The following is a 26,457-nucleotide window of genomic DNA, read 5'->3' as shown; positions in this document are numbered from 1 at the left end:
CGGCGCCCGCCGCCATCGGGGAAGCGGTCCCGGCCGGGACCAGGGGGGAGCCCTCCGGCGGGCAGCAGCCGGGCTCACTGCAGGTGAAGGAGTACCAGCGGCCCCCGGAGAGGCAGAGCGACTCCTGCACCGGGATCCGGGCCGCGGCGAAGGCCGCCGTCAGCGCCAGGTGGAGCGGGCGCAGCTCGTCCCGGACGCCCGCCCCCTCGCCGCCCGGCTCGGGATCGCGGCAGACGTAGAGGATGACCGCATCGGGCGTGGCGTCGCGGTGCTCGGAGAGCGCGGTGAGGAAGCGGACCACCTCCTCGGCGGCGGCCGGGTACGCCCCTGGCTCCGGGATGTCGATCCGGACGGTGCCGCCCTGGCGCCGGCGCTGCCCCTGCAGTCCGAGGGCGACGACGGAGTCGCTCGGGTAGAAGCCGAGCAGGTAGGGCAGGGCCTCGGCGACGTCGCCCGGCGTGCGCATGCGGACGACCGGGGTGTCGAAGGAGAAGTGCTCCGGCAGCGCGGTGCTGTTGTGCTCGTTCATGGGGCCGAGCGTTCTCGCCTGTCCACCTCGGTTCCAGGGTCCGCCCCGATCTGTGGACGGACGAGGGGCTGTGCAGAACCGGGGCTGACGGCGGGGGCGGTTATCCACAGGCCGCCGGCTCTTTCGTGGTTTGTCGGCCGGACCGGCTATCAATGACGTCATGGACTCCACCGCTGCCGCCGCCGAGCTCACCGACCGCGCCGCCGTCCGCGAGCGGGCCGACGCCGTGCTGCGGGCGCTCGCCGGGCCCGGGGCCCGGCTGCGCGAGGACCAGTGGCACGCCATCGAGGCCCTGGTGGTGGACCGGCGCCGGGCGCTCGTGGTGCAGCGCACCGGTTGGGGCAAGTCGGCCGTCTACTTCGTGGCCACCGCCCTGCTGCGAGCCGCCGGGGCCGGTCCCACGGTCATCGTCTCCCCGCTGCTCGCGCTGATGCGCAATCAGATCGACTCCGCCGCCCGGGCCGGGCTCACCGCCCGCACCATCAACTCGGCCAACACCGAGGAGTGGGAGCAGATCCAGGCGGAGGTCGCGGCAGGGGGTGTGGACCTGCTGCTGGTCTCCCCCGAGCGCCTCAACAACCCCGACTTCCGGGACCAGGTGCTGCCCAAGCTCTCCGCCGCCACCGGCCTCCTGGTGGTGGACGAGGCGCACTGCATCAGCGACTGGGGGCACGACTTCCGCCCGGACTACCGCCGACTGCGCACCATGCTGGCCGAACTCGCCCCGGGCGTGCCGGTCCTGGCCACGACGGCCACAGCCAACGCGCGCGTGACGGCCGACGTGGCCGACCAGCTCGGCACCGGCGGCGGCGAGGCGCTGGTGCTCCGCGGCCCGCTGGACCGGGAGAGCCTCAGCCTCGGCGTGCTCCAGCTGCCCGATCCCGCGCACCGGCTGGCCTGGCTGGCCGACCGGCTCGACGAGCTGCCCGGGTCCGGCATCGTCTACACGCTGACCGTCGCCGCCGCCGAGGAGGTCACCGCCTTCCTCCGCAGCCGCGGCCACGCGGTCGCCTCCTACTCCGGCCGCACCGAGGACGCCGAGCGGCAGGCCGCCGAAGCGGACCTGCTGGCCAACCGGGTCAAGGCCCTGGTCGCCACCTCCGCGCTGGGCATGGGCTTCGACAAGCCCGACCTCGGCTTCGTGGTCCACCTCGGTTCGCCCAACTCGCCCATCTCCTACTACCAGCAGGTGGGCCGCGCCGGCCGCGGCATCGAGCGGGCCGAGGTGCTGCTGCTCCCCGGGCCGGAGGACCAGGCGATCTGGCGCTACTTCGCGTCGCTCGCCTTCCCGCCCGAGGAGCAGGTCCGGGCCACCCTGGCCGCCCTGGCCGAGCACACCGACCCGGCGGGGCTGCCGCTGCCGCTGTCCACCCCGGCCCTGGAGGCCCGGGTCGACCTCCGCCGCACCCGGTTGGAGACCATGCTCAAGGTGCTCGACGTGGACGGCGCGGTGCGCCGGGTGCGCGGAGGCTGGGTCGCCACCGGCCAGGAGTGGCACTACGACCAGGAGCGCTACGCCCGCGTCGCCCGGACCCGGGCCGCCGAGCAGCAGGCCATGCTGGCCTACGCCGCCGCCGAGTCCTGCCGGATGGAGTTTCTGCGCCGCCAGCTTGACGACCCGTCAGCCGCCCCGTGCGGCCGCTGCGACCGGTGCACGGGGCGCAGCCGCAGCACCGAGGTCTCGGCAGAGACCCTGGCCGCCGCCCGGGCCATGCTGGGCCGTCCGGGCATCGAGGTCGAACCGCGCCGCCAGTGGCCCTCCGGCCTCCCGGCCCTGGGGGTGAACCTCAAGGGCCGCATCCCCGCGGGCGAGCAGGCCGCCGTGGGCCGGGCCCTCGGCCGCCTCTCCGACATCGGCTGGGGCAACCGGCTGCGCCCGCTCTTCGCCCCCGGCGCTCCCGACGCCCCGGTGGCCCCCGAGGTCCTGGACGCCGTGGTCTCCGTGCTCGCGGACTGGTCCCGGGGCCCGGGCGCCTGGGACGCCCGACCGGTCGGCGTGGTGACGACGGCCTCGCTGACGCGCCCTCAGCTGGTCGAGAGCCTCGGCGAAGGAATCGCGCGGGTCGGTCGGCTGCCGCTGCTCGGCCGGGTCGAGTACGCCCGCCCGCCGCGCGGCGGCCGTAGCAACAGCGCGCAACGGGTCAGGACGGTGGCCGAGTCCCTCACCGTCCCGGAGGAGTTGGCCGCCGCACTGGCCGCCGCTCCCGGCCCCGTCCTCCTCGTGGACGACTTCACGGACTCCGGCTGGACGCTTGCCGTCGCGGCCCGGCTGCTGCGCCGGGCCGGCGCCGCCGAGGTACTGCCGCTGGTCCTGGCCCAGCAGGGCTGACGGGCGGGTAGGCGCCTCCCAGCCCCAGACCCGCTCGCAGCCGCGACCCGCACACCCGCCCCTCCGCAGCTCGGACGTTACACAGGGGTGAACTCCTGTCGAGGACTTAACCTGACATTCCGTCGGCACCTCGGACACTTCCGGCAGCGCCGCCGTTGCCGGACTCCCCGCCGGGCAGTGAGAATTGACACGTATTCGCACCCGGTTTCGCACCGGGACGCGTGGTGCGGGGGTGCCCTGACGCGGGGCACGGGGAAGGAGGAAGTTGACTGTCATCAGCCTCGTCCCGGAACCGGCCCCCGTTGCGCCCCCGACACTGCCGAGGAACCTCGATCCGACCGGTTGGCGGCAGACCGGTCCGGCCCCGGTCGGCGACCCGCGCGCACTGGTCAACGAGCTGCACCGGATTCACCGCCCCTCGCCGGGCACCGTGGCGGTCGGCGTTCTGGACGCGGACGGTCGTCTCGTCGGCGGTGCCTCATGGACCGCCCACCTGGACGACAGGGACGGCTGGCGCCCGCGCAACGCGATCCTCGCCCAGTTGCGCCAGGCCGTCCCGCACGATCTGCGCCGGGCGCGCCCCACCCGGACGGCGGTGCTGCTGCTCTGCCGACGCGGCTCCCTGGACTGGGAGGACCGCGACGGCGCCTGGATGTGGGCGCTGCGCGACGCCGCCGCGCTGCACGGACTGCGGCACGGCGCCTTCGTCACCCTGACCGAGGCCGGCTGGCGGGTGGCGGCGGACGGCCGCGCCGGCCGCACGCCCCGGGTGGACGGTTGGTCCCGCGCAACCCTGCACACGGTCAGCGAACTGCCGCCGCGCGCCGCCATCGCCGTCGAGCAGACTGCCGCGGACGGCCGACCGCTCGCCCGACCGGCACTCAGCTCCGCTGTCGCAGCTGCGAACTGAGCCGCCGTCACCTCGCGGACGCCCGAGAGGCCCGGCAGGCCCGGCCCGCTCGGGGCGCGCCCCAGGCCGGAGACTCCATCAGGCCGAGCGCCGCGGCCCTGCCCGACCAGGGGCCCGGCTTCCGACCAGAACGACCATCAGCCCAGCTGGGCAGTGGCGGCCGCGCTCAGGAGGTCAGACAGTCGGGCCGCAGACCAGCAGCAACCGGGTGGCGTGTTCCCGGGCCTTGGCGGTCGCGGCGGCGACGGCCGCCTCGTCCCCGCCGTTGACCGCGAGCACCACGACCTCGCGCCGGACAGCGCGGCAGGCGAGCGCCTCCGCGTAGAAGACGTCCGCCGCCTCGTCCAGTTGGGCCCAGTAGCGCTCGGCCCCGAAGGACTCCTCGTGCTGCTGCCAGGGGTGGGGCTCGGCCGTCGTCAGGACGAGGATCTGCTCGGGCGCCCGGCCGGTCTCCAGCAGCAGGTCGACCGCCTCGTCGGCCCGGTCCATCGCGCCCTCGGGGCTCGACGGCAGGACCTGCGTCTCGACCTGGTGCACGTCCGCCGCAGCGGCGGGCGTCCGCCGAACGGCCGGACCGGGCTTGGGAACACGGGCGGGACCGGCAGGCGGGCCGGGAACCGGCCGACGCGCCGGCGGCCCGGGGCGCGGACCCGGACGCGGCCCGGGAACGACAGAGGAAGGTACAGGCATGGTGCGGGCTACCGGGTCCGTCTCGTCGGTGGATGGAACGCCCTGGCCCGAGTCGGTCTTGTGGATCTCCAGCTCCTCGGCACTGCGTGGCGGCGCACCGGATGGCACCGCACAGGCGCAGGGAAGCTTACTCCCAGGCCGCACGCCCTCGACAGGGGGGTACGGGCAACACACCCGACCGATGGTCCGCGTACACCCGGACGTCGTCGTCCTGCCGCCCCGGCGTCGTCCGACGCCCCGTCAGAACCCCAGCGCCAGTTGCTCGCCCGAGTCCTCGCGCTGACGGACCACCCGCAGGTGCCGCCACTTCGGCAGCTCCTCCCAGTAGGCCCAGGACATCCGGTGGTGCGGCGTCGGCCCCAGCTGCTCGAGAGCCGCCTTGTGCACCGGCGACGGGTAGCCGGCGTTGTCGGCGAAGCCGTAGTCCGGGTGCCCCGCCCCCAACTCCGCCATGGCGGCGTCCCGGTGGACCTTGGCCAGCACGGACGCGGCGGCGACGGCGACGCACGACTGGTCGCCCTTGATCACCGTGCGGACGCGCCACGGCCCGCCGAGGTAGTCGTGCTTGCCGTCGAGGATCACCGCATCCGGCTGCACCGGCAGCGCCTCCAACGCGCGGACGGCGGCGAGGCGCAGCGCAGCCGTCATGCCCAGTTCGTCGCACTCCTGCGGGCTGGCGTGCCCGAGGGCATGGGCGGTGACCCAGCGGGCCAGCACAGGAGCGAGTTCCTCACGCCGCAGCCGGGTGAGCAGCTTGGAATCGGTCAGCCCCTCCGGCGGGCGGCGCAGCCCGGTGATCGCCGCGCACACCGTGAGCGGCCCGGCCCAGGCCCCGCGCCCGACCTCGTCCACCCCGGCCACGAGGGTCGACCCGGTCGCACGCAGGGACCGTTCGACGCTGTGGGTGGGGGGAGCGACTGCCATGGCAACAGACTAGCCGCCCCCCGACCCCCGATTTGCCGCCCCCGACGCCCGGTTGCCGCCCCCCACACCCCTCATGCCGCCGCCTGCCCGCCCGGGCGCCGCCCGAGCGGTGGCCAACGACTCCTGGACGGCGAAAGCACCGGCAACAACGCTCCCTCATTTCCGGCCGCCGCGGCCGGACCCCAGGTCCCGGCAGGGCCATGGGCCGGCCCGGCGCATGGCCGGCGCTCCCGGTCACGCGCGGGCCCCGGCCCCCGGCGCATCGCGCGCAGCCAAGCCCCGCAGTCCGGCCAGGCGGAACAACCACGGCCCAGCGCCCGCGGCCAAGCCCCGCGGTCCGGCCGGGCGGAACAACCACGGCCCAGCGGCCGCGGCCAGGCCCTGCCGGGCGGGGGCAACTTCCCTGGCGGGCAGGCATCCTGACGTCGCGTTCGCGTCATGCCGCGGCGTCGTCAGGTCGTGTCCGGCCGATGAGTGCGGACGATGGGCAGAAGGACCTCGTCCACCGCGGCGCGGGCGTCTGCGGGGGTGAACTCGCCACCGCCCAGCTTGGAGCGGTACATCATCAACGCGGGGATCACGTCCACGACAGCCGGGGTCACCGAACCGGGGCGGATCTCGCCGCGGGCCTCCGCCGCCGCGAAGACCTCGCGCAGCAGCTGCTTCACCGGGTCGACCAGGCGCTCGTGCATGAAGCCGACGAAAGCCGCCGCCCGCTCGTGGTCCAGTTCGCTGATCACCGCACGGGCCGCGCAGCCGGGCGGGGAGGTCATGGCGACGCGCAGCCGGTCGAGCACCTCCAACAGGTCCCCGCGGAGGGACCCCGTCGCCGGGGGCACGCCGGGCTCCGGCAGGGTGGACCGCAGCGCGTCGAGGACCAGTTCCTCCTTCGACGGCCAGCGGCGGTAGACCGAAGCTTTGCCGGTACGCGCCGCCGTGGCCACGGCCTCCATGCTGAGCCGTGCGTACCCGGAGGACGTCAGCTGCTCCAGAGCGGCGTCGAAGATCGCCGCCTCCAGCTCGGCGCCCCTGCGGCGCACCCCGGCCCGACGCATCGCTTCCACCGCCTCCTGCTCCCTCCCGCTTCCGGCCATCCCAGAATAAGGAACGATTGCGTTCACAAGAGATACAGGACTACCGTCCAAGGTATTGATTGCGAGCGTCCTCTCATAGCCGCAGGGGGAAGCCGTGGCCAATCCATCCACGCTTGCCAAAGCACCACCCGCACAGGCCCGGCGAGGACAGCATCCGGGCCTCTCCCTCACGATCATTGCCACCACGCAGTTGATGGTCGTCCTCGACATCACCATCGTGAACATCGCGCTGCCGCACATCGCGAGCGCGCTGCACTTCTCGGAAGCCACCCTCTCCTGGGTGCTCAACGCCTACACGCTGACCTTCGGCGGCCTGCTCCTGCTCGGCGGCCGGATCGGCGACATCCTCGGGCGCAGACCGACGCTGATGGCAGGCGTGCTGATCTTCAGCCTCGCCTCCCTCCTCGGCGGCCTGGCCACCGCCTCGTGGATGCTGCTGGCCGCCCGTGCGCTGCAGGGCATCGGCGGCGCCATCGCTTCGCCGACGGCCTTCGCGCTGATCGCCACCAACTTCGCCGAAGGCCCCGCCCGTAACCGGGCGTTCGGCGTCTACTCGGCCGTCGCCGGCGCCGGAGGCGCGATCGGGTTGCTGCTCGGCGGCATCCTGACGTCCTGGCTCTCCTGGCGCTGGGTGTTCTTCGTCAACGTGCCCATCGGACTCGCCTTGGCCATGCTGGCGCCGCTCTACGTCAACGACTCCGAGAAGCACCCCGGCCGTTTCGACCTGGCCGGTGCCCTGAGTTCGACCCTCGGCATGGTCGCGCTCGTCTACGGTTTCATCCGGGCCGCCGACAAGGGCTGGTCCGACGTCTGGACCGGGGTCTCCTTCGCCGTGGCGGTCGTGCTGCTGGCGAGCTTCCTGGTGATCGAGCGGCGCACGCCGCAGCCGATCACCCCGCTCCACCTGTTCCGCAACCGCAACCGGTCGGGCGGCTACGGCCTGATGCTCTGCCTGGCCGCGGCCATGTTCGGCATCTTCTTCTTCATGACCCAGTTCATCCAGAACGTCCTGGGCTACAGCCCGGTCCGGGCCGGCCTCGGCTTCCTGCCGATGAGCGCCTCGATCATCCTCGCCGCACAGGTCGCGGCCAGGCTGCAGAGCAAGTTCGGCGCCCGGCCGTTCCTGATCCTGGGCACGCTGCTGATGACCGGCGGCACGCTGTGGATCACGCAGATGAACACGGGCTCCAGCTATGCCGAAGGCGTGCTCGGGCCGACGATGGTCTTCGGCTTCGGCATGGGCTGCATCTTCGTACCGGTGATGCTGAACGCGGTCTCCGGAGTCAAGCCCCACGAGACCGGTGCCGCCACCAGCCTGCTCAACGCCACGCAGCAGGTGGGTGGTTCACTCGGCCTGGCCATCCTGGTCACCGTCTTCGCGACAGCCAGCCGCAACGAGGGCAGACACCAGGCGGCGCAGTTCCTGCAGCACGCCACTCCGGGCCAGTTGGCCACGTTCAAGTCCAGCGGCCACCTGCCGCCCGCGTACGCCAACGAGGTCTTCGTCCACGGCATGACCAGTGCCTTCGAGGTCGGCCTGATCTTCTGCGCGGTGGCCTTCCTGATCGCGGTCTTCGTGATGCACCCGGTCCGGCCGGACGCCCTGCCCGCGGACCGGCCTCCGGCCACGGAGGCCTGAGCGGCCGGCCGGCCCGGCGGCCCCCGGCAGCAGCCCGCGCAGCCCCGGCGGCCGAGCCGACGGCCCGCACCGGCCTGCCTCGTACGCCAGCCCGACCGCCCGCCGCCCGCCGGACCCCGTCCGCCTGCCCGACCGCCCCGCCGGCCCCTGTCCCACGACAGCGGACGGAACGCACGGCCGCCCGCCTGGAGGAAGCCTCCGGCGGGCGGCCGCTGCTGACAAGCCGTCGGCTCAGCTCTGCGACGGTGAGAGCTTCAGCCACACCGACGAGCCGTCCTTGGAGAACTTCTCGACGGTGATCCGGGTCCCCGTGTCCGGGACCTTGACGCTGCCCCACGGGTCGTTCGCCGACCAGTACGAACCCTTGTGGTCGTCGAAGACCGAGACGCCCTGCTGCGACGGGACGACCGTGGTCACGCCGTAGCGGTGCACGGCCAGCGACGCCGTCGGCGCCAGGCCGAAGGTGGCGTCGTAGGCCTGGAGTCGGTGGTTCATCAGGATGTCGGTGCCGCTCCAGACAGTCGGCTGCGGGTGCGCGTCGACCGGCAGGGCCAACCCCTCGCCCGGGTGCTGGCTGGTGTTGTTGTCCGTCTGGGACGTGTCCCAGAGCCACACCTGCACACCGTTCTGGTACGGGTAGTGCTCCACCCAGTCGGCCTTCGTGTCCAGCCAGCCGAACTGGTACGGACCGGTCTTCAGCGTGGCGTCGTAGGAGACGTACTGCCGGTTCTCCACGATGTAGTACTCGGGGTAGGCGGTGGTGATCGACGCGCCCACCCGGGAGAAGCCGGAACTGGTCCAGCCCGCAGCCTCGGTCTCGGCGTCGTCGCTGAACAGGGTCGAGCCTCCGCCGGTGACGGTGATGCGGTCGGCCGCGAAGCCGAGGCCGTGCACGGCCGTGTCGGTGGTGTAGCGGAAGCGGAACTGGATCTTCTGCCCCACGTAGCCGTCCAGCGGGTAGACCAGTTGCCTGTGGCTGTCCGAGGCGCCGTTGAGGGCCGGCTTGCCGGCGCCGTCGGTGCTCAGCGGGCCGCCGTCGGCGGTGCCGTCGACCACGGTCCAGTTGGCCCCGCCGTCCTTCGAGACCTCGGCGTACACGTAGTCGTAGTCCGGCTCGGTGTCCCACCAGCCGTCCAGCGAGACGGCAGCGGCGCCGCTCACGCCGCTGAGGTCGATCTCGCGGGCCAGCGTGGCCGTGCGGCTGTCGCCGGTGCCGCTCCACCACTGGGTGCTGCCCTGCCCAGGGGTGGTGATGTCCGTCGTCACCTTCTTGTCGGGCAGGTTGACCACCAGCCCCTGGCCTTGGTCGCTGTTGTACTCGGACAGGTTCAGCTTGACCGTCTTCTTCGAACCGGCCTGGGCCGTCGTGTAGTTGAGCCAGCCGAGCTGCAGCTTCGACCAGGCGTCGAGGTCGTCCGGACGGTCTCCGATCTCGGAACCGCCGGTGCCCAGCCAGGAGCCGGAGGACATGATCGACCAGAAGCCGGTGGAGTTGTCGCCCCCGGCGGTGTCGTACAGGTCCGGCAGACCGAGGTCGTGGCCGTACTCGTGGGCGAAGACGCCGAGCCCGCCGTTCTCCGCCTGCATGGTGTAGTCGCCGACCCAGACGCCGGTGTCGCCGACCTGCGTGCCGCCGAGCAGGTTGCCCTCCGGCCCGGTCACCCCTGCCTGCGAGGCGAAGGCGTAACTGCGGTGCGCCCACAGCGCGTCGGTGCCCTGGACGCCGCCGCCGGCGGACTCGTCCACGCCCGCGTGGACGATCTGGAAGTGGTCGATGTACCCGTCGGGCTCGTTGAAGTCGCCATCGTGGTCGTAGTCGTAGCGGTCCCACTGGTCGTACTGGGCCAGCGTCGCCTTGATCTCCGCCGTGGTCCTGCCGGCCGCCTTCTGCTGCGCCGCCCAGGCGTTCACGCCGTCGGCGATCAGCTGGTAGGCGTTGGCGCAAACGTGGCTGCCGCAGTAGTCGGACCCGTAGCGGGCCTCGTTCCAGTCGACCTTGACCCAGTCGCTGACGGAGCCGTCGACCGAGTAGCGGCCGGAGGACTGCGCCTCGTAGTAGGTCTTCAGCGAGGGCTTGCTGCCGCTGAAGTACATGTCCTGGTAGTGCTGCTGGTTGAAATCGGCCAGCCAGGAGGTGGTGTTGTCGACCGAGCGGTCGGGCGGCTCGATCCGGTTGTGCAGCGGCCCGGGGGTGCCGCCGTACTTGACCTTCCCGTTGTAGAGCGTGGTGTTGTCGACCTTGTCGCCGAACTCGACCAGGACGGTGAAGATCTTGTCGGTCTTCTCCCGCGCCAGTTCGGCGTACTTGCCCTTGCCGAGCCGCACGACCTTGGAGCCGTGCACGGTCTGCACGGTCCGCTTGCCCGAGAGCACGTCCTGCAGGGCGGCCTGACGCTCCTTCTGCTGCTGCTTGGCGATCGGAGCCGCGTAGTCGTCGCTCTGCACCGTGCGCACGGTGCCGTCGGCGGCGGCGATCTGCTGCGGCTGCGCCACGGCGACCGGGCCGTACGCCGCGGCCGTGGCGACGGCCGCGGACAGCGCCGTGAGCAGGACCGCGGTGCGCCTCAGGACTGAGCCTCTTGTCTCTGCCACCAGGTGATTCCTCCCCCGCGTGCGCACAACAAAGAGGCCCACGAGGGTAGTTGGGCCTCTCCTGCAGCACGCGTATCCAGTGGCAGACATTGGATCGTAAGAAAGGTAAGAAAATCCAGTACTTCTCCGAACTTTGTGACCACTGGACGGGGTGGCAGCAGGGCGGACAGTTGAGCAACCGTGAACAGTCAGTGCCAGAGATCATTGCTGGTGCTACACGGCCATCCCGGGCGACGCTGTTCCCATGAGCACCTCCCCCGCTTTCGGCCGCCTCGCGGTCGCGATGGTCACCCCCTTCCACGGCGACGGCAGCCTCGACACCGAAGGGGCGCAGGCGCTGGCCGCCCACCTCGTCGACCAGGGCTGCGACGCACTGGTCCTCAGCGGCACCACGGGCGAGGCGCCGACGACCACCGACCAGGAGAAGCGGTCACTGATCCGCTCGGTGGTCGAGGCGGTCGGCGATCGCGCCCGGGTCCTCTCCGGTGCCGGCAGCAACGACACCGCGCATGCCGTCGAGCTGGCCCGGCAGGCCGAGGCGGCCGGCGCCCACGGGCTGCTCGTCGTGGCCCCGTACTACAGCCGGCCCCCACAGGAAGGCGTCCGGCGGCACTTCGAGTCCGTGGCCGACGCCACGTCACTTCCGGTGCTGCTGTACGACGTTCCGGCCCGGACCGGCGTCCGCCTGGACCGTGACACCCTGCGCCGCCTCGCGGAACACCCACGCGTCGTGGGGGTCAAGGACTGCACAGGAGACCTGCTGCACTGCGCCCGGATGATCGCGGAGACGGGCTTGCAGTACTACTCCGGCAACGACGACCTCAACCTGCCTCTGGCGGCGGTGGGCGGAGTCGGGGCGATCAGCACGGTGGCCAACGCCGCCCCCCGGGAGAGTCGGGCGGTGCTCGACGCCTACGCCCGTGGCGAGACCGAGCTCGCCGCCCGTCTGAACGCCGAGTTGCTGCCACTCGTGGAGGCCATGATGGGCAGCCACCCCGGGACGGTGACCGCCAAGGCGCTGCTCGCGCACCAGGGCCTGCCCTCGGGCCCGGTGCGCCTCCCGTTGACCCCCGCGGACGAGGAGTTGACGGACCGTCTGGTGACCATCCTGCATGCGAGCGCCCTCTGCCCCGCCTGACCCCCGGGTCCGGCGTCGCCGCCCTGAGGCGACCGGCACGCAGGGGACCCGTCCTCGGGTCGTCCGTCCTCGGGTCGTCCGTCCTCGGGTCGTCCGTCCTCGGGTCGTCCGTCCTCGGGGCGCCCGTTCTCCGTTGACGCGTCCTCAGTTCACCGCGTCGTAGACGGCGCGCGCGGCCGTGACGTCCGCCCGGTGGCGCTCGGCCCAGTCGGTCAGCGCCACCAGCGAGTCGTAGAGCTCCAGCGCCATCGGCGTCGCCTGGTACTCCACCCGCGGCGGGACGGTCGGATGGACCGTGCGGGTCAGCAGGCCGTCCCGCTCCAGGTTGCGTAGGTTCAGCGTCAGGATCCGACGGCTGATGCCCTCCAGCGCGCGCTCCAACTCCGTGAAGCGGATGGGCCCCTGACTGGCCGCCACCAGGATGGAGATGTTCCACTTGGCGGCGACCCGGCCGAGCACCTCCACCATCGGGCAGGTGTCCTCGACCAGCTTCCGGGCCGTTACCTCGGTGTTCCTGCGTGACATGAAAGTGCCTCCTTCCGCCGGTCCCGATGGTCACACACCATGGGCTCTGTTACAAGAAGTTCCCCAAGGACGAGGGAGGCCCTTGTGAAGGCCCGTGGCCTGGCCCTGGCGGTGCTCTGTGCCGGGACGTTGATGATCGTTCTCGACGGCACCGTGGTGACCGTCGCCCTGCCCGAGATCCAGCGGCAACTCCGGTTCGGCAGCACCGGACTGGCCTGGGTGATGAACTCCTACCTGATCGCCTTCGGCGGCCTGCTGCTCCTCGCCGGCAGACTCGGCGACCTCCTCGGCCGCCGCCGAGTGCTACTGGCCGGACTCGCGCTGTTCACCGTGGCCTCCCTGCTCTGCGGCGTGGCCGCGGACGCCTGGCTGCTGATCGCGGCACGGGCGCTGCAGGGTGCAGGCGGAGCGCTGGTCTCCGCCGTCAGCCTGGGCATGACCGCGGCGCTCTATCCCGATCCGCGGCAGCGCGGCCGTGCCTTCGCCGTGTTCGGCTTCACCGGCTCCGCAGGAGCCGCCCTCGGCCTGGTGCTCGGCGGCATGCTCACCCAACTCGCGGGGTGGCACTGGGTGTTCCTCATCAACGTGCCGATCGGCCTCGCCGCTTCGCTGCTGTCGGCCCGGATCCTGCCGGACGCCCCCGGCCTCGGCCTGCACCGGCGGGCCGATGTCCCCGGCGCGCTGCTGGCGACCGCCGGTCTGATGCTGGCCGTCTACGTCACCGTCGAAACCGGGACCCACGGCTGGCTCTCCGGCTTCACCCTCGGCCTGGGCGCGCTTTCGCTCGCCCTGCTCGGCGCCTTCCTGTGGCGGCAGTCCCGGACGGCTGACCCGCTGCTACCCCTGCGCCTACTGCGCAGCCGCTCGGTGCTGGGCGCCAACCTGGTGCAACTGCTGATGGTGGCGGCACTGTTCACCTTCCAGGTGGTGCTCGCGCAGTACCTGCAGCAGGTCCGCGGCTACAGCGCCGGCCGGACCGGGCTGGCCATGGTCCCCACCGCCGTCGCCATCTCCGTGGCCACCCTCGGCTTCGCCGCGCGGCTGATCCGCCGCCACGGCGAGGGCCGGGTGCTGGCCGGCGGGCTGGCCGCCCTGGTGGCCGGACTGGCCTGGCTCACCCGTGCCCCGGTGCACGGGAGTTACGTCCTCGATGTCCTGCCCGTGGCCGCCGCGGCGGCCGGTTTCGGGCTGGCGGTGACCGCGCTCACCGGCCTGGCCATGGACACGGCCGAGGCCGACGCCGGACTGGCCTCCGGACTGTTCAACACCGGCCAGCAGATCGGTGCGGCGCTCGGCGTGGCGGCCACGGCCGCACTGGCCGCCGCCCGCACATCCCGGCTGCGCGCCGTCGGCAGTGATCCGGTGGTGGCGCTCAACGGCGGCTACCACGCCGCCTTCGGCATGGGTGCGGTTCTGCTCGCCGTCGCGCTGGCGGTGGCGGTGGCGCTCTTCGTCCGGCCCCGGCNTCCAGCAGGTCGGCCATCCGGCCCGGCGCGAAGGAGTCGTCCTGGTGCGACTCGGCGTTGCCGAGCACGCCCGGCAGCAGCCGGGCCTCCGTCAGGAGGTCTGCTCCTCACGGTAGTTGACCAGCGCCGACGCGGTCTTGGTGGCCCGGAACTCGACGACGTCGTACCGGGCCACGCCGCCCTTGGCGAAGGGGTCGTCCGCCAGCAGCGCGTCCAGCGCGGCCCGCTCCATCTGCGGCGCGATCAGGATGCCGCCGTCGCGCGGTACCTTGGCGCCCGAGGCGAGCAGCAGGCCGTCGGCGTACGCGGTGTCCAGCCACTCCCGGTGCTCCGGGATCAGCGCGTCGACCTGCTCGATCGGCGCGGTGTAGGACAGCGTGACGACGTACATGGCGGCAGCTCCTCAGGAGGGGTAGGCCCAGCGTTCGAAGGGCCGGTCCAGGGTATAGCGGCCGTCCGCACCCAGGAGCAGGATGCGCATCTCGCCGTTGTCGGGGTTCGACAGGGCCTCGAACTCCTCGACGCTCCAGTGGAACCAGCGCATGCAGAACAGCCGCATCAGCAGCCCGTGGATCACCAGCAGCACGTTGGGCGGATAGTCCGGGCGCAGGAAGTTGCGGTGCATGGTCTCGAAGAAGGCGCCCACCCGGTCGTAGACGTCGGCCCCGGACTCGCCCTGGGTGAAGCGGTAGAAGAAGTGCCCGTAGGTGTCGCGGGCCTTGCGCTGGCGGCGGATGTCCTCGACGTCCTGCAGGTTGCCCCAGTCCTGCTCGCGGAGCCGGGGCTCCTCCATCACCCGGATCCGGCTGGGGTTGAGGCCGAGCAACTGGAAGGTCTGCCGGGTGCGCAGATAGGGCGAGACGTAGACCTGGGCCCGGTCCTGTCCGAACAGCCCCCGGATCTCCTCGCCCGCCCGTCGGGCCTGCTCGCGGCCGCGGGCGGTGAGCTCCAGCGCGTGGTCGGGGACGCGCTGGTAGATGGTGTCGTCGACATTCCCCTGTGACTCACCATGTCTGAGCAGCACAATCCGCCGAGGTCGGGCCATGGCGCCACGATAGCCCGGTTATTCGGTTGACCCCCGTCCGGACGGACTGCCAGGGTGCTCCGGTCCATATGGCGAGACATGACCCGTACGAACGAGGAGCGAACCGTGGTCCTGGGTGAACGGGTGCGGCTGCGCCCGATGGAACCGTCCGACGCCGAGGCCCTGTGGCGCTGGAACAGCGACCCCGAGGTCATGCGCTGGATGTCCGACGGCTACCGGCAGACCCTCGCCAGGACGGTGGAGCGGTTCTCACAGCGGGAGCCCAACCGCTACGAGGACGTCCTCTACGGGGTGGAGTGCCTGGACGACGAGATGCTGGTCGGTCTGGTCCGGCTGCACGGCGCGGAGCCGGAGACCGGCATCGCGGAGATCGACGTCTACATCGGCGAGAAGCAGTACTGGGGCCGGGGCCTCGCCACCGACGCCATGCGCACCATGTGCCGGTACGGCTTCGAGCAGATGCGCCTGCACAAGATCACGCTGACGGTGGTGACCGAGAACCGCTCCGCCCACCACGTCTACTCGAAGCTCGGCTTCGTCGAGGAGGGCCGTCTGCGCCAGGTCTTCCGCCGCGACGGGCGGTGGCACGACATGTACCTCATGGGCCTGCTGGAGGGCGAGCTCCGCTGAACTGCGCAGCAGGCCGAAGGGGCCCCGGCCGGCGAACCGGTCGGGGCCCCTTCGTCACTGACGGCTGCTCAGCTCAGCTGCAGCCGCTGGTCGAGCCGCAGCCCTCGCAGAGGTAGCAGGAGCCGGCGCGGCGCATCTTGGTGCCGCAGGAGAAGCAGAGCGGGGCGTCGGAGTTGATGCCCTGCTGGATCTCCAGCAGCTCCGTGGAGTTGTGCACCTGCGGCGTCGGCAGCGGCTGGACCTGGGCGGACGCCTGCGGCTTGGCCGCCTGCTCGCGCGGCGCGGACTGGGCCAGGCCCTCCACGTCGACGTCCTCGGCCTCGACCGGCTCGTAGGAGCCGGTCTCCAGGTGGCGCTGACGCTCCTCCACCGAGTGGATGCCGAGCGCCGAACGGGTCTCGAAGGGCAGGAAGTCCAGGGCCAGGCGGCGGAAGATGTAGTCGACGATCGACTGGGCCATCCGCACGTCCGGGTCGTCGGTCAGACCGGCCGGCTCGAAGCGCATGTTGGTGAACTTCGAGACGTACGTCTCCAGCGGCACGCCGTACTGCAGGCCGACCGAGACGGCGATGGAGAAGGCGTCCATCATGCCCGCGAGGGTCGAACCCTGCTTGGACATCTTCAGGAAGACCTCGCCCAGGCCGTCGTCCGGGTAGGAGTTGGCGGTCATGTAGCCCTCGGCGCCGCCCACCGTGAAGGAGGTGGTGATGCCGGGACGGCCCTTCGGCAGGCGCTTGCGGACCGGGCGGTACTCGACGACCTTCTCGACGGCGGCCGGGGCCTCCACGGCGGCGGGCTCCGCCTTCGCCGCGGACTCCTTCTTCTTCGCCGAGAGCGGCTGGCCCACCTTGCAGTTGTCGCGGTAGATCGCCAGCGCCTTCACGCCGAGCTTCCACGCCTCGAAGTAGATCTCTTCGACCTCTTCGACGGTGGCGCTCTCCGGCATGTTGACGGTCTTGGAGATGGCGCCGGAAATCCAGGGCTGAATCGCCGACATCATCCGCACGTGGCCCATCGGGGAAATGGACCGCTCGCCCATCGCGCAGTCGAAGACCTCGTAGTGCTCGGGCCGCAGACCGGGCGCGTCGATCACGTTTCCGTGCTCGGAGATGTGTGTGACGATCGCCTCGACCTGCTCGTCCTGGTAGCCCAGGCGCTTGAGCGCCCGCGGCACCGTGCCGTTGACGATCTGCATCGAGCCGCCGCCGACCAGCTTCTTGAACTTGACCAGGGCCAGGTCGGGCTCGACGCCGGTGGTGTCGCAGTCCATCATCAGGCCGATGGTGCCGGTCGGGGCCAGCACCGAGGCCTGGGCATTGCGGAAACCGTTCTGCGCGCCCAGGCGGACGACGTCCTGCCAGGCCTCGGTGGCCGCGGCCCAGACCGGGGTGTCCAGGTCGTCCATGCGCACGGCGGCGGCGTTGGCGTCCGCGTGCTGCTTCATGACCCGCTGGTGCGGCTCGGCGTTGCGGGCGTAGCCGTCGTACGGGCCGACGATGGCGGCCAGCTCGGCGGAGCGCTTGTAGGCGGTGCCCGTCATCAGCGAGGTGATCGCACCGGCCAGGGCGCGACCGCCCTCGGAGTCGTAGGCGTGGCCGGTGGCCATCAGCAGGGCGCCCAGGTTGGCGTAGCCGATGCCCAGCTGGCGGAAGGCACGGGTGGTCTCGCCGATCTTCTCGGTGGGGAAGTCGGCGAAGCAGATGGAGATGTCCATCGCGGTGATGACCAGCTCGACGACCTTGGCGAAGGTCACCGCGTCGAAGGAGTCGTCGTCGCGGAGGAACTTCATCAGGTTCAGCGAGGCGAGGTTGCAGCTGGAGTTGTCCAGGTGCATGTACTCGGAGCAGGGGTTGGACGCGTTGATGCGGCCGGACTCCGGGCAGGTGTGCCAGTGGTTGATGGTCGAGTCGTACTGGATGCCGGGGTCGGCGCAGGCCCAGGCGGCCTCGGCCATCTTGCGGAACAGGCCCTTGGCGTCGACGGTCTCGATCACGTCGCCGGTCAGGCGGGCGCGCAGGCCGAAGTCCTTGCCCTCCTCGACCGCCTTCATGAACTCGTCCGAGACGCGGACCGAGTTGTTGGCGTTCTGGTACTGGACGGAGGTGATGTCGTCGCCGCCGAGGTCCATGTCGAACCCCGCGTCGCGCAGGGCGCGGATCTTCTCCTCCTCCTTCACCTTGGTCTCGATGAAGGCCTCGACGTCCGGGTGGTCCACGTCGAGCACGACCATCTTGGCCGCGCGGCGGGTGGCGCCACCGGACTTGATGGTGCCGGCGGAGGCGTCGGCGCCGCGCATGAAGGAGACCGGGCCGGAGGCGTTGCCGCCGGAGGAGAGCAGTTCCTTGGAGGAGCGGATCCGGGAGAGGTTCAGGCCGGCGCCGGAGCCGCCCTTGAAGATCATGCCCTCTTCCTTGTACCAGTCGAGGATCGACTCCATGGAGTCGTCGACGGCCAGGATGAAACAGGCGCTGACCTGCTGCGGCTGCTGCGTGCCGACGTTGAACCAGACCGGCGAGTTGAAGCTGAAGACCTGGTGGAGGAGGGCGTAGGTCAGCTCGTGCTCGAAGATCTCGGCGTCCGCGGGGCCGGCGAAGTAACCGTTCTTCTCACCGGCCGCGCGGTAGGTCTTCACCACCCGGTCGATGATCTGCTTCAGGCTCCACTCGCGCTGCGGGGTGCCCACCGCGCCGCGGAAGTACTTGCTCGTGACGATGTTGACCGCGTTGACCGACCAGAAGTCGGGGAACTCCACCCCGCGCTGCTCGAAGTTGATCGAGCCGTCACGCCAGTTGGTCATGACGACGTCGCGGCGCTCCCAGGTGACCTCGTCGTAGGGGTGCACGCCGGGGGTGGTGTAGATCCGCTCGACCGTCAGACCCGCGCCGGCCTTGGCGCCGCCCTTGGCCTTGGCCGCGCCCTTGTTGCGGGAGCCGCTGGTGGTATCTGTCATTGCCGCCTCCTCCTGGGCAAACGCCCTGCACGCCCCGCTGCTTCCCGGGTCGCCGTACTGGTAACTGCTAGGTCCTGCTGGTTGCCGCTGTGCACACGCTCGCGCGTGTTTCCGCGCAGCACGGAGCCCGCCGTCGGGCTGGTGCTGGGGTGCGCGGCCGTGCCCTACTGGGGCGCGGCCGCGGGGGGCCGCTCGGCGCGGAGTTCCGCGATGGCGGCGTCGAAGTCTTCGAGGGAGTCGAACGCCCGGTAGACCGAGGCGAATCGCAGGTAGGCCACCACGTCGAGCTCCCGGAGGGGACCGAGTATGGCCAGACCGACATCGTGCGTGGACAGTTCGGCGCTGCCGGTGGAACGGACGGCCTCCTCGACCCGCTGGCCGAGCTGGGCCAGCGCGTCCTCGGTGACCGGGCGCCCCTGACAGGCCTTGCGGACCCCGCTGATGACCTTGTCCCGGCTGAACGGCTCGGTGACGCCGCTGCGCTTGACCACCATCAGCGTGGCGGTCTCCACGGTCGTGAACCGGCGGTTGCAGTCGGGGCACTGGCGGCGGCGCCGGATCGAGGTGCCGTCGTCGGTGGTGCGGGAGTCGACCACGCGGCTGTCCGGATGACGGCAGAAGGGGCAGTGCATGTCCCTCTCCCCTCCTCGTTTCCACCCGTTGGACGCGCTCGGCGCAGCCGACAGTGTAGGCGATGGCGGAGACAGCTCCGCCACCGGGGACCACTACCTGTGGGCTGCGGTCACCCATCTAACCACTAGATCTGGTGCACGGCGTGCGCTTCCGCCACCGCGTGTCGTGACCCCCGGCTCACTGCGGGCGATCACCGCAGGTCAAGCCGGAAGGCTTGGGCCGGACGGTGGAAGCACGCGTTTCGGCCCGCCCAGGGCGCCGCGCATGAGAGGATTTGTCTCGAACACACGAACGGTCGAGAGCCGCGAAATACACCTGGAACCTTGATCGATTCAGGGAATCGGGCAATAATTCACTCGAACGTGTGTTTGGCGCAACCTTTCGATAGGAGCTCCCGTTGGCCTATTCAAAGGGAGATCGTCCGAAGGAGAGAGGGGCCGCCGTGACCATCGCCGAAAGCAGCACCGTCCCGGTGCAGGAACGCTCCCAGTTCACCAGTCAGGAAGACCTGCGAAATGCCGCGTCGGGCCTGGTTCCGGACCAGCCGCGGGGCGGTTCCGCACCGCACTCCTCGGGACACTCCGTGACCGTTCATTCCGTGGAAAACACCGCCGACGAGACCCCGGTCCGCGCCCTGCCCGGCCGCCCGCCGGGGATCCGCACCGACGAGGCCGGCCTGACGGAACGTCAGCGCCGCGTCATCGAGGTCATCCGCGACTCCGTGCAGCGGCGCGGATACCCGCCGAGCATGCGCGAGATCGGCCAGGCCGTGGGCCTGTCGAGCACCTCCTCGGTGGCGCACCAGCTGATGGCCCTCGAACGCAAGGGCTTCCTGCGACGCGACCCGCACCGGCCCCGGGCGTACGAGGTGCGCGGCATGGAGGTGGCCCGCCCCGCTCCCGAGAGCACGGGCGGCCGTCCGGCCACCTCGTACGTGCCCCTGGTGGGCCGGATCGCGGCCGGTGGCCCGATCCTCGCGGAGCAGTCGGTGGAGGACGTCTTCCCGCTGCCGAGGCAGCTGGTGGGCGACGGCGAGCTCTTCGTGCTCAAGGTCCAGGGCGACTCGATGATCGAGGCCGCGATCTGCGACGGGGACTGGGTGACCGTCCGCCGCCAGCCGGTCGCGGAGAACGGCGACATCGTCGCGGCGATGATCGACGGCGAGGCCACGGTGAAGCGCCTGAAGCGCGAGGACGGGCACATCTGGCTGATGCCGCACAACGCCGCCTACGAGCCCATCCCGGGCGACAACGCCACGATCCTGGGGAAGGTCGTCGCCGTCCTGCGGAGGCTCTGACGCCCCGTTGGAGGGCGTAGCCCTCAGGGGCGCGAGGAACTGTGCGAGCAACCCGCCACTCAGGGAGGTCCGTCCCGCATGAAGGGGTCGAACCTCCCTGAGTGGTGTGCTGGGCGCGCAGTTCCTCGCGCCCCTGAGGGCTGCGCCCCCTGAAGGCGCTTCGCGCCTCGGGGCTGCGGCCTAACGGCGCGTCACCGGGGGCGCGCTCGCGTTGATCGCGGCAAGCGACCTGCGGACCTGGTTGCGGTCCGTCGTGTACCAGAAGTCGGGCATCGAGGCTCGGAAGAACCCGCCGTAGCGGGCCGTCGCCAGGCGGCTGTCGAGAACCGCGACCACGCCGCGGTCGTGCGAGGAGCGGACCAGCCGGCCCGCGCCCTGGGCCATCAGCAAGGCCGCGTGCGTCGCGGCGACCGCCATGAAGCCGTTGCCGCCGTGGTCCTCCACGGCGCGCTGGCGGGCGCTCATCAAGGGGTCGTCGGGCCGGGGGAACGGGATCCTGTCCATGACGACCAACTGGCAGGCGGAGCCCGGCACATCGACGCCCTGCCACAGGGACAGCGTGCCGAAGAGGCAAGTCTCCGCGTCTGCCGCGAAGTTCTTGATCAGCTCGCCGAGGGTGTCCTCGCCCTGGAGCAGGATCGGTCCTGGCACCTTGTCCCGCAGGGCCTCCGCCGCCGTCTGAGCCGCGCGCATGGAGGAGAAGAGGCCCAGCGTCCGGCCGCCCGCCGCCTGGATCAGCTCCGTCAGTTCGGCCAGCATCTCCGGGCGTTCCGGGTCCCGCCCCGGAGGGGGCAGGTGGCGGGCGACGTAGAGGATGCCCTGCTTCGGGTAGTCGAAGGGCGAACCCACGTCCAGCCCACGCCACTTGGGCGTCTCGCCGGCCAGCTCCTCGCCCACGTCGTCACGGCCGGTCGGGGCCAGGCCCACCGAGGCGGCCACGCCGTTGAAGTCCCCGCCCAGCTTCAGCGTGGCCGAAGTCAGCACCACCGAGCGGTCGTTGTAGAGCTTCTCGCGCAGCAGGCCGGAGACCGACAGCGGGGCCACCCGGATCGAGGCGGGGGCCGCGACCAGCCTCTCGTTGCGCTCGATCCAGATCACGTCGTACACGGAGCCCTCCAGCAGCCGGTCCGCCGTGTCATGGATGGTCTCCAGCGAGGCCATGGCCTGCTTGCGCACCGCGTCCTCGTCCGACAGGGACTTGTCCCGGACCTCGCCCAGGGAGGTGATCACTTCCCGGCAGGCGGAGCGGATGCTCTCCACCGCGTAGGCGATGTTCTCCGGCAGCTCCTCGACCCGGCCCGCGTCGGCCAGCTCCATCAGTCCGTGGAAGTTCTCGGCAGCGGCCTGGAGGGCGTCCACGGCCTTCTCGTTGGCGAGCTTGGCCGCCCGCTTCACCGCGCGGTTCACCGCCGTCACCGTCAGCTCGCTCGTCGCGATGCCGGTGACCCGGGAGACCAGTTCGTGCGCCTCGTCGACGATCAGCAGCTCGTGCTCGGGCAAGACCGGGGCGCCCTCCAGCGAGTCGATCGCCAGCAGGGCGTGGTTGGTGACCACCACGTCGGCGAGCTTGGCCCGCTCGCGGGCCGCCTCGGCGAAGCAGTCGCCGCCGTAGGGGCACTTGGTGGCGCCCAGGCACTCCCGCGAGCTGACCGACAACTGGGCCCAGGCCTTGTCGGAGACGCCGGGTGACAGGTCGTCACGGTCGCCCGTCTCCGTCTCGTCGGCCCAGTCGCGCAGCCGGACGATGTCCTGGCCCAGCTTGGAGGTGGGGCCGCCCAGCGCCTCCGCCGGATCGAACAGGCCCTCGCCCTCGTCCTGCGGCGCACCCTCGTGGACCCGGTGCAGGCACAGGTAGTTGGACCGGCCCTTGAGCATCGCGAACAGCGGCTTGCGGCGCAGCAGCGGATGCAGCGCCTGGACCGTGCGCGGCAGGTCGCGCTCGACCAGCTGCCGCTGCAGTGCGAGGGTGGCCGTGGCGACGACCACCTTCTCGTTCCGGGCCAGCGCCGGCACCAGGTAGGCGAGCGACTTTCCGGTGCCCGTGCCCGCCTGGACCAGCAGGTGCTCCTGCTGCTCCGCAGCCTCGGCCACGGCCTCGGCCATGGCGACCTGGCCGGGCCGCTCCACGCCGCCGACGGCCTCCACCGCGGCGTGCAGCAGTTCCCGGACCCGGGAGGCAGGGGAAGCGGCGGATGCTGGGGCTTCGGTGCTGCCCGCGTCGGCGTCGGGCTCGAGGAGATCGCTCATGGCAGAGCCCAGCCTAGAGGGCGGCACCGACAACGCGTGCCGCTTCCCGCTGCCGGGCCACTCCTACGAGGGGCGCACGGGCCCGAACGTCGTCCACGCGGTGCGCTGCGGCAGCGGGTGCACCTCGCGTCCGGCAAGGGAGTTGAGGATCACGGCGGCGCGGTGCGCGCCCAGGCCCAGGTCCGGGGTGCCGACCCCGTGGGTGTGCAGCTCGGCGTTCTGGACGTAGAGACCGCCCGCGGTGGCGGTGGCCACCCGGTGGTCCAGGTCCACGCGGTAGCGGCCCCGGGGGTCCCAGTCGATCAGCTCCGCGAGGGGTTCCAGGCAGGCGGGCCGACGGGCGGCGTAGCCGGTGGCCAGCACCACCGCGCCGGTGTGCAGCTGCTCCTCCACCCCGGTCGCCCGGTGACGCACGGTCAGCTCCAGCCCCGGCGCCGCCCGGACGACCTCGGTGCCGGGCCGGATGTCCAGGTCCGCGGGCAGCCCGGCCACCGTGCGCTGGTAGAGGGCCTCGTGCAGCTCGCCCAGGGTCTCGGCGCTCGCGGCCTTGTAGAGCTGCCACTGGCTGGGCACCAGCCGGTCCCGCTCGGCCTCGGGGAGGCCGTGGAAGTAGCGGGTGTAGTCCGGGGTGAAGTGCTCCAGCCCGAGCCTGGAGTACTCCATCGGCGCCAGCGCCTGGGTCCGGGTGACCCAGCGCAGGTGCGGCTCGCGCTCCGGACCGCGCCGGCGCAGCAGGTCGAGCACCACCTCCGCGCCCGACTGACCGGAGCCGACGACGGTGACGTCCGTCTCGCGGCAGAGCTTGTCGACGACGGAGAGGTAGTCCTCGGAGTGCCACACGGCGGCCGCCCGCACCGCCGCGAAGGCGGGCGGGACCACGGGCTCGGTGCCGACGCCCAGGACGACGTTGCGGGTCCGTGCCCGCATGCCGCCCTGCGTCGTCACCGTGAACAGGCCGGTCGCGGCCGCGTACTCGACTTCCGTCACCCGCTGACCGAAGCGGCAGGAGGCCAGTCCGGAGGCGGCCCAGCGGCAGTAGTCCTGGTACTCGCGGCGGGTGGGGTGCCACTGCTCGGCGAAGTAGAAGGGGAACAGCCGCCCGCGCTCGCGCAGGTAGGCGAGGAAGGACCAGCGGCTGGTGGGGTCGACCAGGCTGACCAGGTCGGCGAGGAAGGGCACCTGCAGCCGGGCGTCGTCCAGCATCATGCCGGGGTGCCAGTCGAACTCCGGCTTGCCGTCCAGGAACAGCGTCCGCAGTCCGGGGACGCCGTCGGCCAGGGCCGCCAGCGACAGGTTGAACGGGCCGATGCCCACACCGACCAGGTCGTAGATCACATCGTGCACGGGAGCCTCAGCGGTGGTGAACGGAGGTGGGATCAGCGGTCGTAGACCATCAGGGCGGCCTGCTTCTCCGGCAGTGCCAGCTCGCCCGCGTACCGGTAGCCGGCCTTGGTGAAGGCCCGGACGGAGGGCAGGTTGCGCACGTCCGGTTCGGCCACCACCCGTCTGCAGAAGGGGCGCTGACGCAGGATCAGCAGCGTCAGCGCGTGCAGCAGCACGCTGCCGAGGCCCCGGCCACGCAGGTCCTCCGGGCCGATCAGCAGGTGCACGCCGGTGTCGTGCGGGCGCGCCGGGTAGTGGCGGGCGAGCGGGTCCAGGTCGGCCCGGTAGACCTCGAAGTAGCCGACCGGTCCGCTCTCCAGCAGCCCCAGGCAGGGCACGCTGCGTCCGTCCCCGGCCAGTTGCCGCCGGATGTGCTGTTCCGTCAGTTCCGCCGGCCCGGCCAGCTCCCAGAAGACGGCGGTCACCGGATCGTTCATCCACTCCGCCACCAGGTCGAGATCGCGCGGCAGCCGGACCGGCTGCAGCCGGAACTCGCCGTAGCGGGTGGGCGCGGCGGGCCAGCGGGCGATGTTGTCGAGCAGGTCGCCGGGCCGGGCCTGTGCCGGGACCAGCGGGGCCGTGGCCGCCCCGGCCGGTCGCCGCTCCGTCATGCCGCCGCTCCGGCGTGCAGCGGGTTGGCCACGGTGACGTAGACGGACTGCGTCTCCACCGGGCCGACCAGTTCGTCCATGCCGTGCAGCCGGGTCAGCAGGTTGGCCTTGCACTCCAGCGTCGGGCTGTCGAGCAGGCGGGCCGGCAGGGTGGAGCCGGTGGCGGCCACCGCCCGGGAGGCCAGGAAGCCGCGCAGCCCGGCCAGCAGCACGCGCTCGTCGGCCAGGCCCTGTGCGCCGAACGCGCCGACCAGGCCCAGCAGATGGTTGACGCCCAGGTAGTAGGCGAAGCGCTCGTCCGCGACCGGGTCCGGGACGAAGGTGTCGCTCTGCTTGCCCACGGCCCGGCCGGGCAGCCGGCCGTCGAGTTCGGCGGCACGGGACTCGCGGAAGTAGTAGCCCTGGTTGTCGCGGTAGCGGCCGCCGGTCGGCCAGCCCTCCTCGTCCAGCAGCACCAGCGAGTTCTGCTGGTGCGCCTCGAGGGCGATCCCGGCGCGGCCGTCGAGCCAGAGCACCGGCAGGGCGACGGCGTCCAGGTAGCGCAGGAACCACTCGGCCGCCACGGTCGTCGCGGGGCGACCGGTTCGGGCGGCCAGGCGGTGCAGCAGTTCGCCCAGCCGGGACCGGCTGGGAGTCCCCGTCCCGGGGTCCAGCCAGGGCCGCTCGGCCAGCAACCCGGCCACGCAGAGGGCGCGTTGGCGGTCCCAGGCCCCGAAGGGGTTCTGCCTCAGCACCGCGTCCAGCCCGGTGGCGGCGGAGTCGTCGGCCCCCGGGAGGTCGACGCCGACCCAGGCCGGGTCGCGGACGATGTCGAAGCCGGGGTGGGCGGCCTGCCACTGCGCGCCGAGGCCGGACTCGAGCAGCCGGTGCACCTCGACGCCCCGGAGCAGCTCCTTGCGCAGGTTCTCGCGGCGGGAGTTGGTGATGGCGAGCCCCAGCGAGAGCTTGAGCATCCACGGCCGGTCCGCGCGGTAGACGGTCCGCACCGACGAGGTGGGATGCCACAACTCGCCGCTGCTGCCCAGGTCGTGCAGCAGACCCGCCTCCAGCAGCGCCGCGATCGCCGGCCGGTGCGTCAACTCCCGTGCCTGCCAGGGATGCAGTGGCAGCGGCACGGTCCCGGGCGGCAGGGCCCCGCCGTGCAGGGCGGCCAGCAGGGCGGGCGCGTCCGAGTCGAGGGCCGAGTCGTGGACGGCGAGTTCGCGATCGGCGGCGAACCAGTGCAGGCGGAACGCGCCGCGCAGCTCGGGCGAGTAGGCGACGGTCTCCGTCTCGCCCAGACCCTCCCGGCTCTTGGGCGTCGGGTGCAGCGGGTGCCCGAGGAGCAGTGCCTGTTCGGCCTCCAGGAAGGGCGTGGTGCCGGGTGCGGCGGCGGGCGTGTCCCGGCGGTCGGCCACGAAGCGGGCGGTGCGGCGGACCGAGTCGGCCACCCGGGCGGCGAGTTCGGCGGTGTGCCGGACGCCGGCGCGGTCGGCGGTGATCCCGCTCTCGCGGGCCAGCAGGGCCGCCATGGTCACGGCGTCGACCGGGTGGCCGTCGGTGCCGATCTCCGCGACCAGCCGGGCCTGCCCGAAGCGGTGCCAGCCCGCCGGGGACCAGTACCGGACCGGGACGGCCAGGCACAGGCCGTCCCCCAGCGCCACCCGGAGCACTCCGCCCGGCGGTTCGCAGCGGCCGGTCTCGCGGACCCAGCAGCGCAGCAGGCACTCCGTCGCGGCCGCGTCCGCGGCCACGGCGGGGTCGGGGTGCAGCAACGGGTCCTCTTCGGGCAGGGGGGTGCGGACCTGGGCGGGGACGCCCAGGGCGGCGTGGGTGGTCACGGGTG

18 protein-coding genes and 4 pseudogenes (1 of these 22 only partly in view) are annotated in these 26,457 nt (G+C 72.0%); 7 read left to right on the top strand and 15 right to left on the bottom strand.

Features of this window, described 5'->3' with window-relative positions; translation table 11 throughout:
- Positions 1–466 (bottom strand): annotated as a pseudogene (locus ACFP3V_RS17855) (DUF4192 domain-containing protein) (it extends 633 nt beyond the left edge of the window).
- Between the two features lie 223 nt (positions 467–689).
- Between ACFP3V_RS17855 and ACFP3V_RS17850 the strand changes: the two are divergent.
- Both ACFP3V_RS17850 and ACFP3V_RS17845 read left to right on the top strand, forming a co-directional pair.
- Entirely contained in the window at positions 690–2,858 is a 2,169-nt protein-coding gene (locus ACFP3V_RS17850; RefSeq protein ID WP_380584534.1) for a RecQ family ATP-dependent DNA helicase, read from the top strand.
- Between the two features lie 265 nt (positions 2,859–3,123).
- On the top strand, positions 3,124–3,768 hold the full coding sequence (locus tag ACFP3V_RS17845; RefSeq protein ID WP_380584532.1) for a hypothetical protein: 645 nt from the start codon (positions 3,124–3,126) through the stop codon (positions 3,766–3,768).
- 174 nt (positions 3,769–3,942) lie between these two features.
- Here ACFP3V_RS17845 and ACFP3V_RS17840 read toward each other — a convergent pair whose 3' ends face one another.
- The 3 genes from ACFP3V_RS17840 to ACFP3V_RS17830 form a co-directional block, all read right to left on the bottom strand.
- On the bottom strand, positions 3,943–4,305 hold the full coding sequence (locus tag ACFP3V_RS17840) for a hypothetical protein (RefSeq protein WP_380584530.1): 363 nt from the start codon (positions 4,303–4,305) through the stop codon (positions 3,943–3,945).
- Between the two features lie 393 nt (positions 4,306–4,698).
- A complete protein-coding gene (locus ACFP3V_RS17835) occupies positions 4,699–5,382 on the bottom strand; it encodes a ribonuclease HII (protein WP_380584528.1) in 684 nt (227 codons plus the stop codon).
- A 452-nt stretch (positions 5,383–5,834) separates the two neighbouring features.
- Complete coding sequence (locus tag ACFP3V_RS17830) at positions 5,835–6,437, bottom strand: TetR/AcrR family transcriptional regulator (RefSeq protein ID WP_380584624.1); 603 nt, start codon at positions 6,435–6,437, stop codon at positions 5,835–5,837.
- A 133-nt stretch (positions 6,438–6,570) separates the two neighbouring features.
- On the opposite strand from ACFP3V_RS17830, the gene ACFP3V_RS17825 reads away from it, so the two are divergent.
- Positions 6,571–8,115, top strand: coding sequence for an MFS transporter (locus tag ACFP3V_RS17825; protein ID WP_380584526.1), 1,545 nt, complete (start codon positions 6,571–6,573; stop codon positions 8,113–8,115).
- A gap of 231 nt (positions 8,116–8,346) precedes the next feature.
- Here the strand turns inward: ACFP3V_RS17825 and ACFP3V_RS17820 are convergent, their stop codons facing one another.
- Entirely contained in the window at positions 8,347–10,707 is a 2,361-nt protein-coding gene (locus ACFP3V_RS17820) for an immune inhibitor A domain-containing protein (RefSeq protein WP_380584524.1), read from the bottom strand.
- A gap of 244 nt (positions 10,708–10,951) precedes the next feature.
- On the opposite strand from ACFP3V_RS17820, the gene dapA reads away from it, so the two are divergent.
- Positions 10,952–11,845 (top strand): 4-hydroxy-tetrahydrodipicolinate synthase, encoded by an 894-nt coding sequence (gene dapA / locus ACFP3V_RS17815; RefSeq protein WP_380584522.1) that lies wholly within the window; start codon positions 10,952–10,954, stop codon positions 11,843–11,845.
- Positions 11,846–11,989: 144 nt separating this feature from the next.
- Here the strand turns inward: dapA and ACFP3V_RS17810 are convergent, their stop codons facing one another.
- Complete coding sequence (locus tag ACFP3V_RS17810) at positions 11,990–12,370, bottom strand: winged helix-turn-helix transcriptional regulator (RefSeq protein WP_380584520.1); 381 nt, start codon at positions 12,368–12,370, stop codon at positions 11,990–11,992.
- A gap of 39 nt (positions 12,371–12,409) precedes the next feature.
- Between ACFP3V_RS17810 and ACFP3V_RS17805 the strand changes: the two are divergent.
- Positions 12,410–13,606: pseudogene (locus ACFP3V_RS17805) on the top strand (MFS transporter); the annotation flags it as partial.
- Between the two features lie 172 nt (positions 13,607–13,778).
- On the opposite strand, the pseudogene ACFP3V_RS17800 reads toward ACFP3V_RS17805, so the two are convergent.
- The 3 genes and pseudogenes from ACFP3V_RS17800 to ACFP3V_RS17790 form a co-directional block, all read right to left on the bottom strand.
- A pseudogene (locus ACFP3V_RS17800) lies at positions 13,779–13,922 on the bottom strand (tRNA (guanosine(37)-N1)-methyltransferase TrmD); the annotation flags it as partial.
- Positions 13,923–13,927: 5 nt separating this feature from the next.
- Positions 13,928–14,227 (bottom strand): YciI family protein, encoded by a 300-nt coding sequence (locus ACFP3V_RS17795; protein WP_380584518.1) that lies wholly within the window; start codon positions 14,225–14,227, stop codon positions 13,928–13,930.
- Positions 14,228–14,239: 12 nt separating this feature from the next.
- Positions 14,240–14,881, bottom strand: coding sequence for a histidine phosphatase family protein (locus ACFP3V_RS17790; protein ID WP_380584516.1), 642 nt, complete (start codon positions 14,879–14,881; stop codon positions 14,240–14,242).
- Between the two features lie 78 nt (positions 14,882–14,959).
- On the opposite strand from ACFP3V_RS17790, the gene ACFP3V_RS17785 reads away from it, so the two are divergent.
- A complete protein-coding gene (locus tag ACFP3V_RS17785) occupies positions 14,960–15,511 on the top strand; it encodes a GNAT family N-acetyltransferase (RefSeq protein ID WP_380584514.1) in 552 nt (183 codons plus the stop codon).
- Between the two features lie 73 nt (positions 15,512–15,584).
- On the opposite strand, the gene ACFP3V_RS17780 is transcribed toward ACFP3V_RS17785, so the two are convergent.
- Both ACFP3V_RS17780 and nrdR read right to left on the bottom strand, forming a co-directional pair.
- Positions 15,585–18,461, bottom strand: coding sequence for a vitamin B12-dependent ribonucleotide reductase (locus ACFP3V_RS17780; RefSeq protein WP_380584512.1), 2,877 nt, complete (start codon positions 18,459–18,461; stop codon positions 15,585–15,587).
- 164 nt (positions 18,462–18,625) lie between these two features.
- Positions 18,626–19,093 (bottom strand): transcriptional regulator NrdR, encoded by a 468-nt coding sequence (gene nrdR, locus ACFP3V_RS17775; protein WP_380584510.1) that lies wholly within the window; start codon positions 19,091–19,093, stop codon positions 18,626–18,628.
- A 626-nt stretch (positions 19,094–19,719) separates the two neighbouring features.
- On the opposite strand from nrdR, the pseudogene lexA reads away from it, so the two are divergent.
- A pseudogene (gene lexA, locus ACFP3V_RS17770) lies at positions 19,720–20,391 on the top strand (transcriptional repressor LexA); the annotation flags it as partial.
- Positions 20,392–20,571: 180 nt separating this feature from the next.
- Here lexA and ACFP3V_RS17765 read toward each other — a convergent pair.
- The 4 genes from ACFP3V_RS17765 to ACFP3V_RS17750 form a co-directional block, all read right to left on the bottom strand.
- Positions 20,572–22,638: an ATP-dependent DNA helicase gene (locus tag ACFP3V_RS17765; RefSeq protein ID WP_380584508.1), complete on the bottom strand. Its 2,067-nt coding sequence runs from the start codon at positions 22,636–22,638 to the stop codon at positions 20,572–20,574.
- Positions 22,639–22,701: 63 nt separating this feature from the next.
- Positions 22,702–23,982 carry a lysine N(6)-hydroxylase/L-ornithine N(5)-oxygenase family protein gene (locus ACFP3V_RS17760; RefSeq protein WP_380584506.1) on the bottom strand — a complete coding sequence of 427 codons (1,281 nt, stop codon included), beginning with the start codon at positions 23,980–23,982 and terminating at the stop codon, positions 22,702–22,704.
- Between the two features lie 32 nt (positions 23,983–24,014).
- Positions 24,015–24,632: a GNAT family N-acetyltransferase gene (locus ACFP3V_RS17755; protein WP_380584504.1), complete on the bottom strand. Its 618-nt coding sequence runs from the start codon at positions 24,630–24,632 to the stop codon at positions 24,015–24,017.
- Positions 24,629–26,452, bottom strand: a complete 1,824-nt coding sequence (locus tag ACFP3V_RS17750) for an IucA/IucC family protein (RefSeq protein WP_380584502.1) — start codon at positions 26,450–26,452, stop codon at positions 24,629–24,631. Before ACFP3V_RS17750 ends, ACFP3V_RS17755 begins: the two co-directional genes overlap by 4 nt.
- Between the last annotated feature and the right edge of the window lie 5 nt (positions 26,453–26,457).

The organism is Streptacidiphilus monticola (assembly GCF_042658505.1).
GTDB lineage: Bacteria > Actinomycetota > Actinomycetes > Streptomycetales > Streptomycetaceae > Streptacidiphilus > Streptacidiphilus monticola.
The sequence above is the reverse complement of the archived record's forward strand: the minus strand, read 5'-3'. Positions and strand labels throughout refer to the sequence as shown.

Coding starts and splice junctions, on each gene's coding strand:
- ACFP3V_RS17850 (WP_380584534.1), top strand. CDS start 690: ATGGACTCCACCGCTGCCGCCGCCGAGCTCACCGACCGCGCCGCCGTC.
- ACFP3V_RS17795 (WP_380584518.1), bottom strand. CDS start 14,227: ATGTACGTCGTCACGCTGTCCTACACCGCGCCGATCGAGCAGGTCGAC.
- ACFP3V_RS17830 (WP_380584624.1), bottom strand. CDS start 6,437: ATGCGTCGGGCCGGGGTGCGCCGCAGGGGCGCCGAGCTGGAGGCGGCG.
- ACFP3V_RS17785 (WP_380584514.1), top strand. CDS start 14,960: ATGACCCGTACGAACGAGGAGCGAACCGTGGTCCTGGGTGAACGGGTG.
- nrdR (WP_380584510.1), bottom strand. CDS start 19,093: ATGCACTGCCCCTTCTGCCGTCATCCGGACAGCCGCGTGGTCGACTCC.
- dapA (WP_380584522.1), top strand. CDS start 10,952: ATGAGCACCTCCCCCGCTTTCGGCCGCCTCGCGGTCGCGATGGTCACC.
- ACFP3V_RS17810 (WP_380584520.1), bottom strand. CDS start 12,370: ATGTCACGCAGGAACACCGAGGTAACGGCCCGGAAGCTGGTCGAGGAC.
- ACFP3V_RS17765 (WP_380584508.1), bottom strand. CDS start 22,638: ATGAGCGATCTCCTCGAGCCCGACGCCGACGCGGGCAGCACCGAAGCC.
- ACFP3V_RS17835 (WP_380584528.1), bottom strand. CDS start 5,382: ATGGCAGTCGCTCCCCCCACCCACAGCGTCGAACGGTCCCTGCGTGCG.
- ACFP3V_RS17755 (WP_380584504.1), bottom strand. CDS start 24,632: ATGACGGAGCGGCGACCGGCCGGGGCGGCCACGGCCCCGCTGGTCCCG.
- ACFP3V_RS17790 (WP_380584516.1), bottom strand. CDS start 14,881: ATGGCCCGACCTCGGCGGATTGTGCTGCTCAGACATGGTGAGTCACAG.
- ACFP3V_RS17780 (WP_380584512.1), bottom strand. CDS start 18,461: ATGACAGATACCACCAGCGGCTCCCGCAACAAGGGCGCGGCCAAGGCC.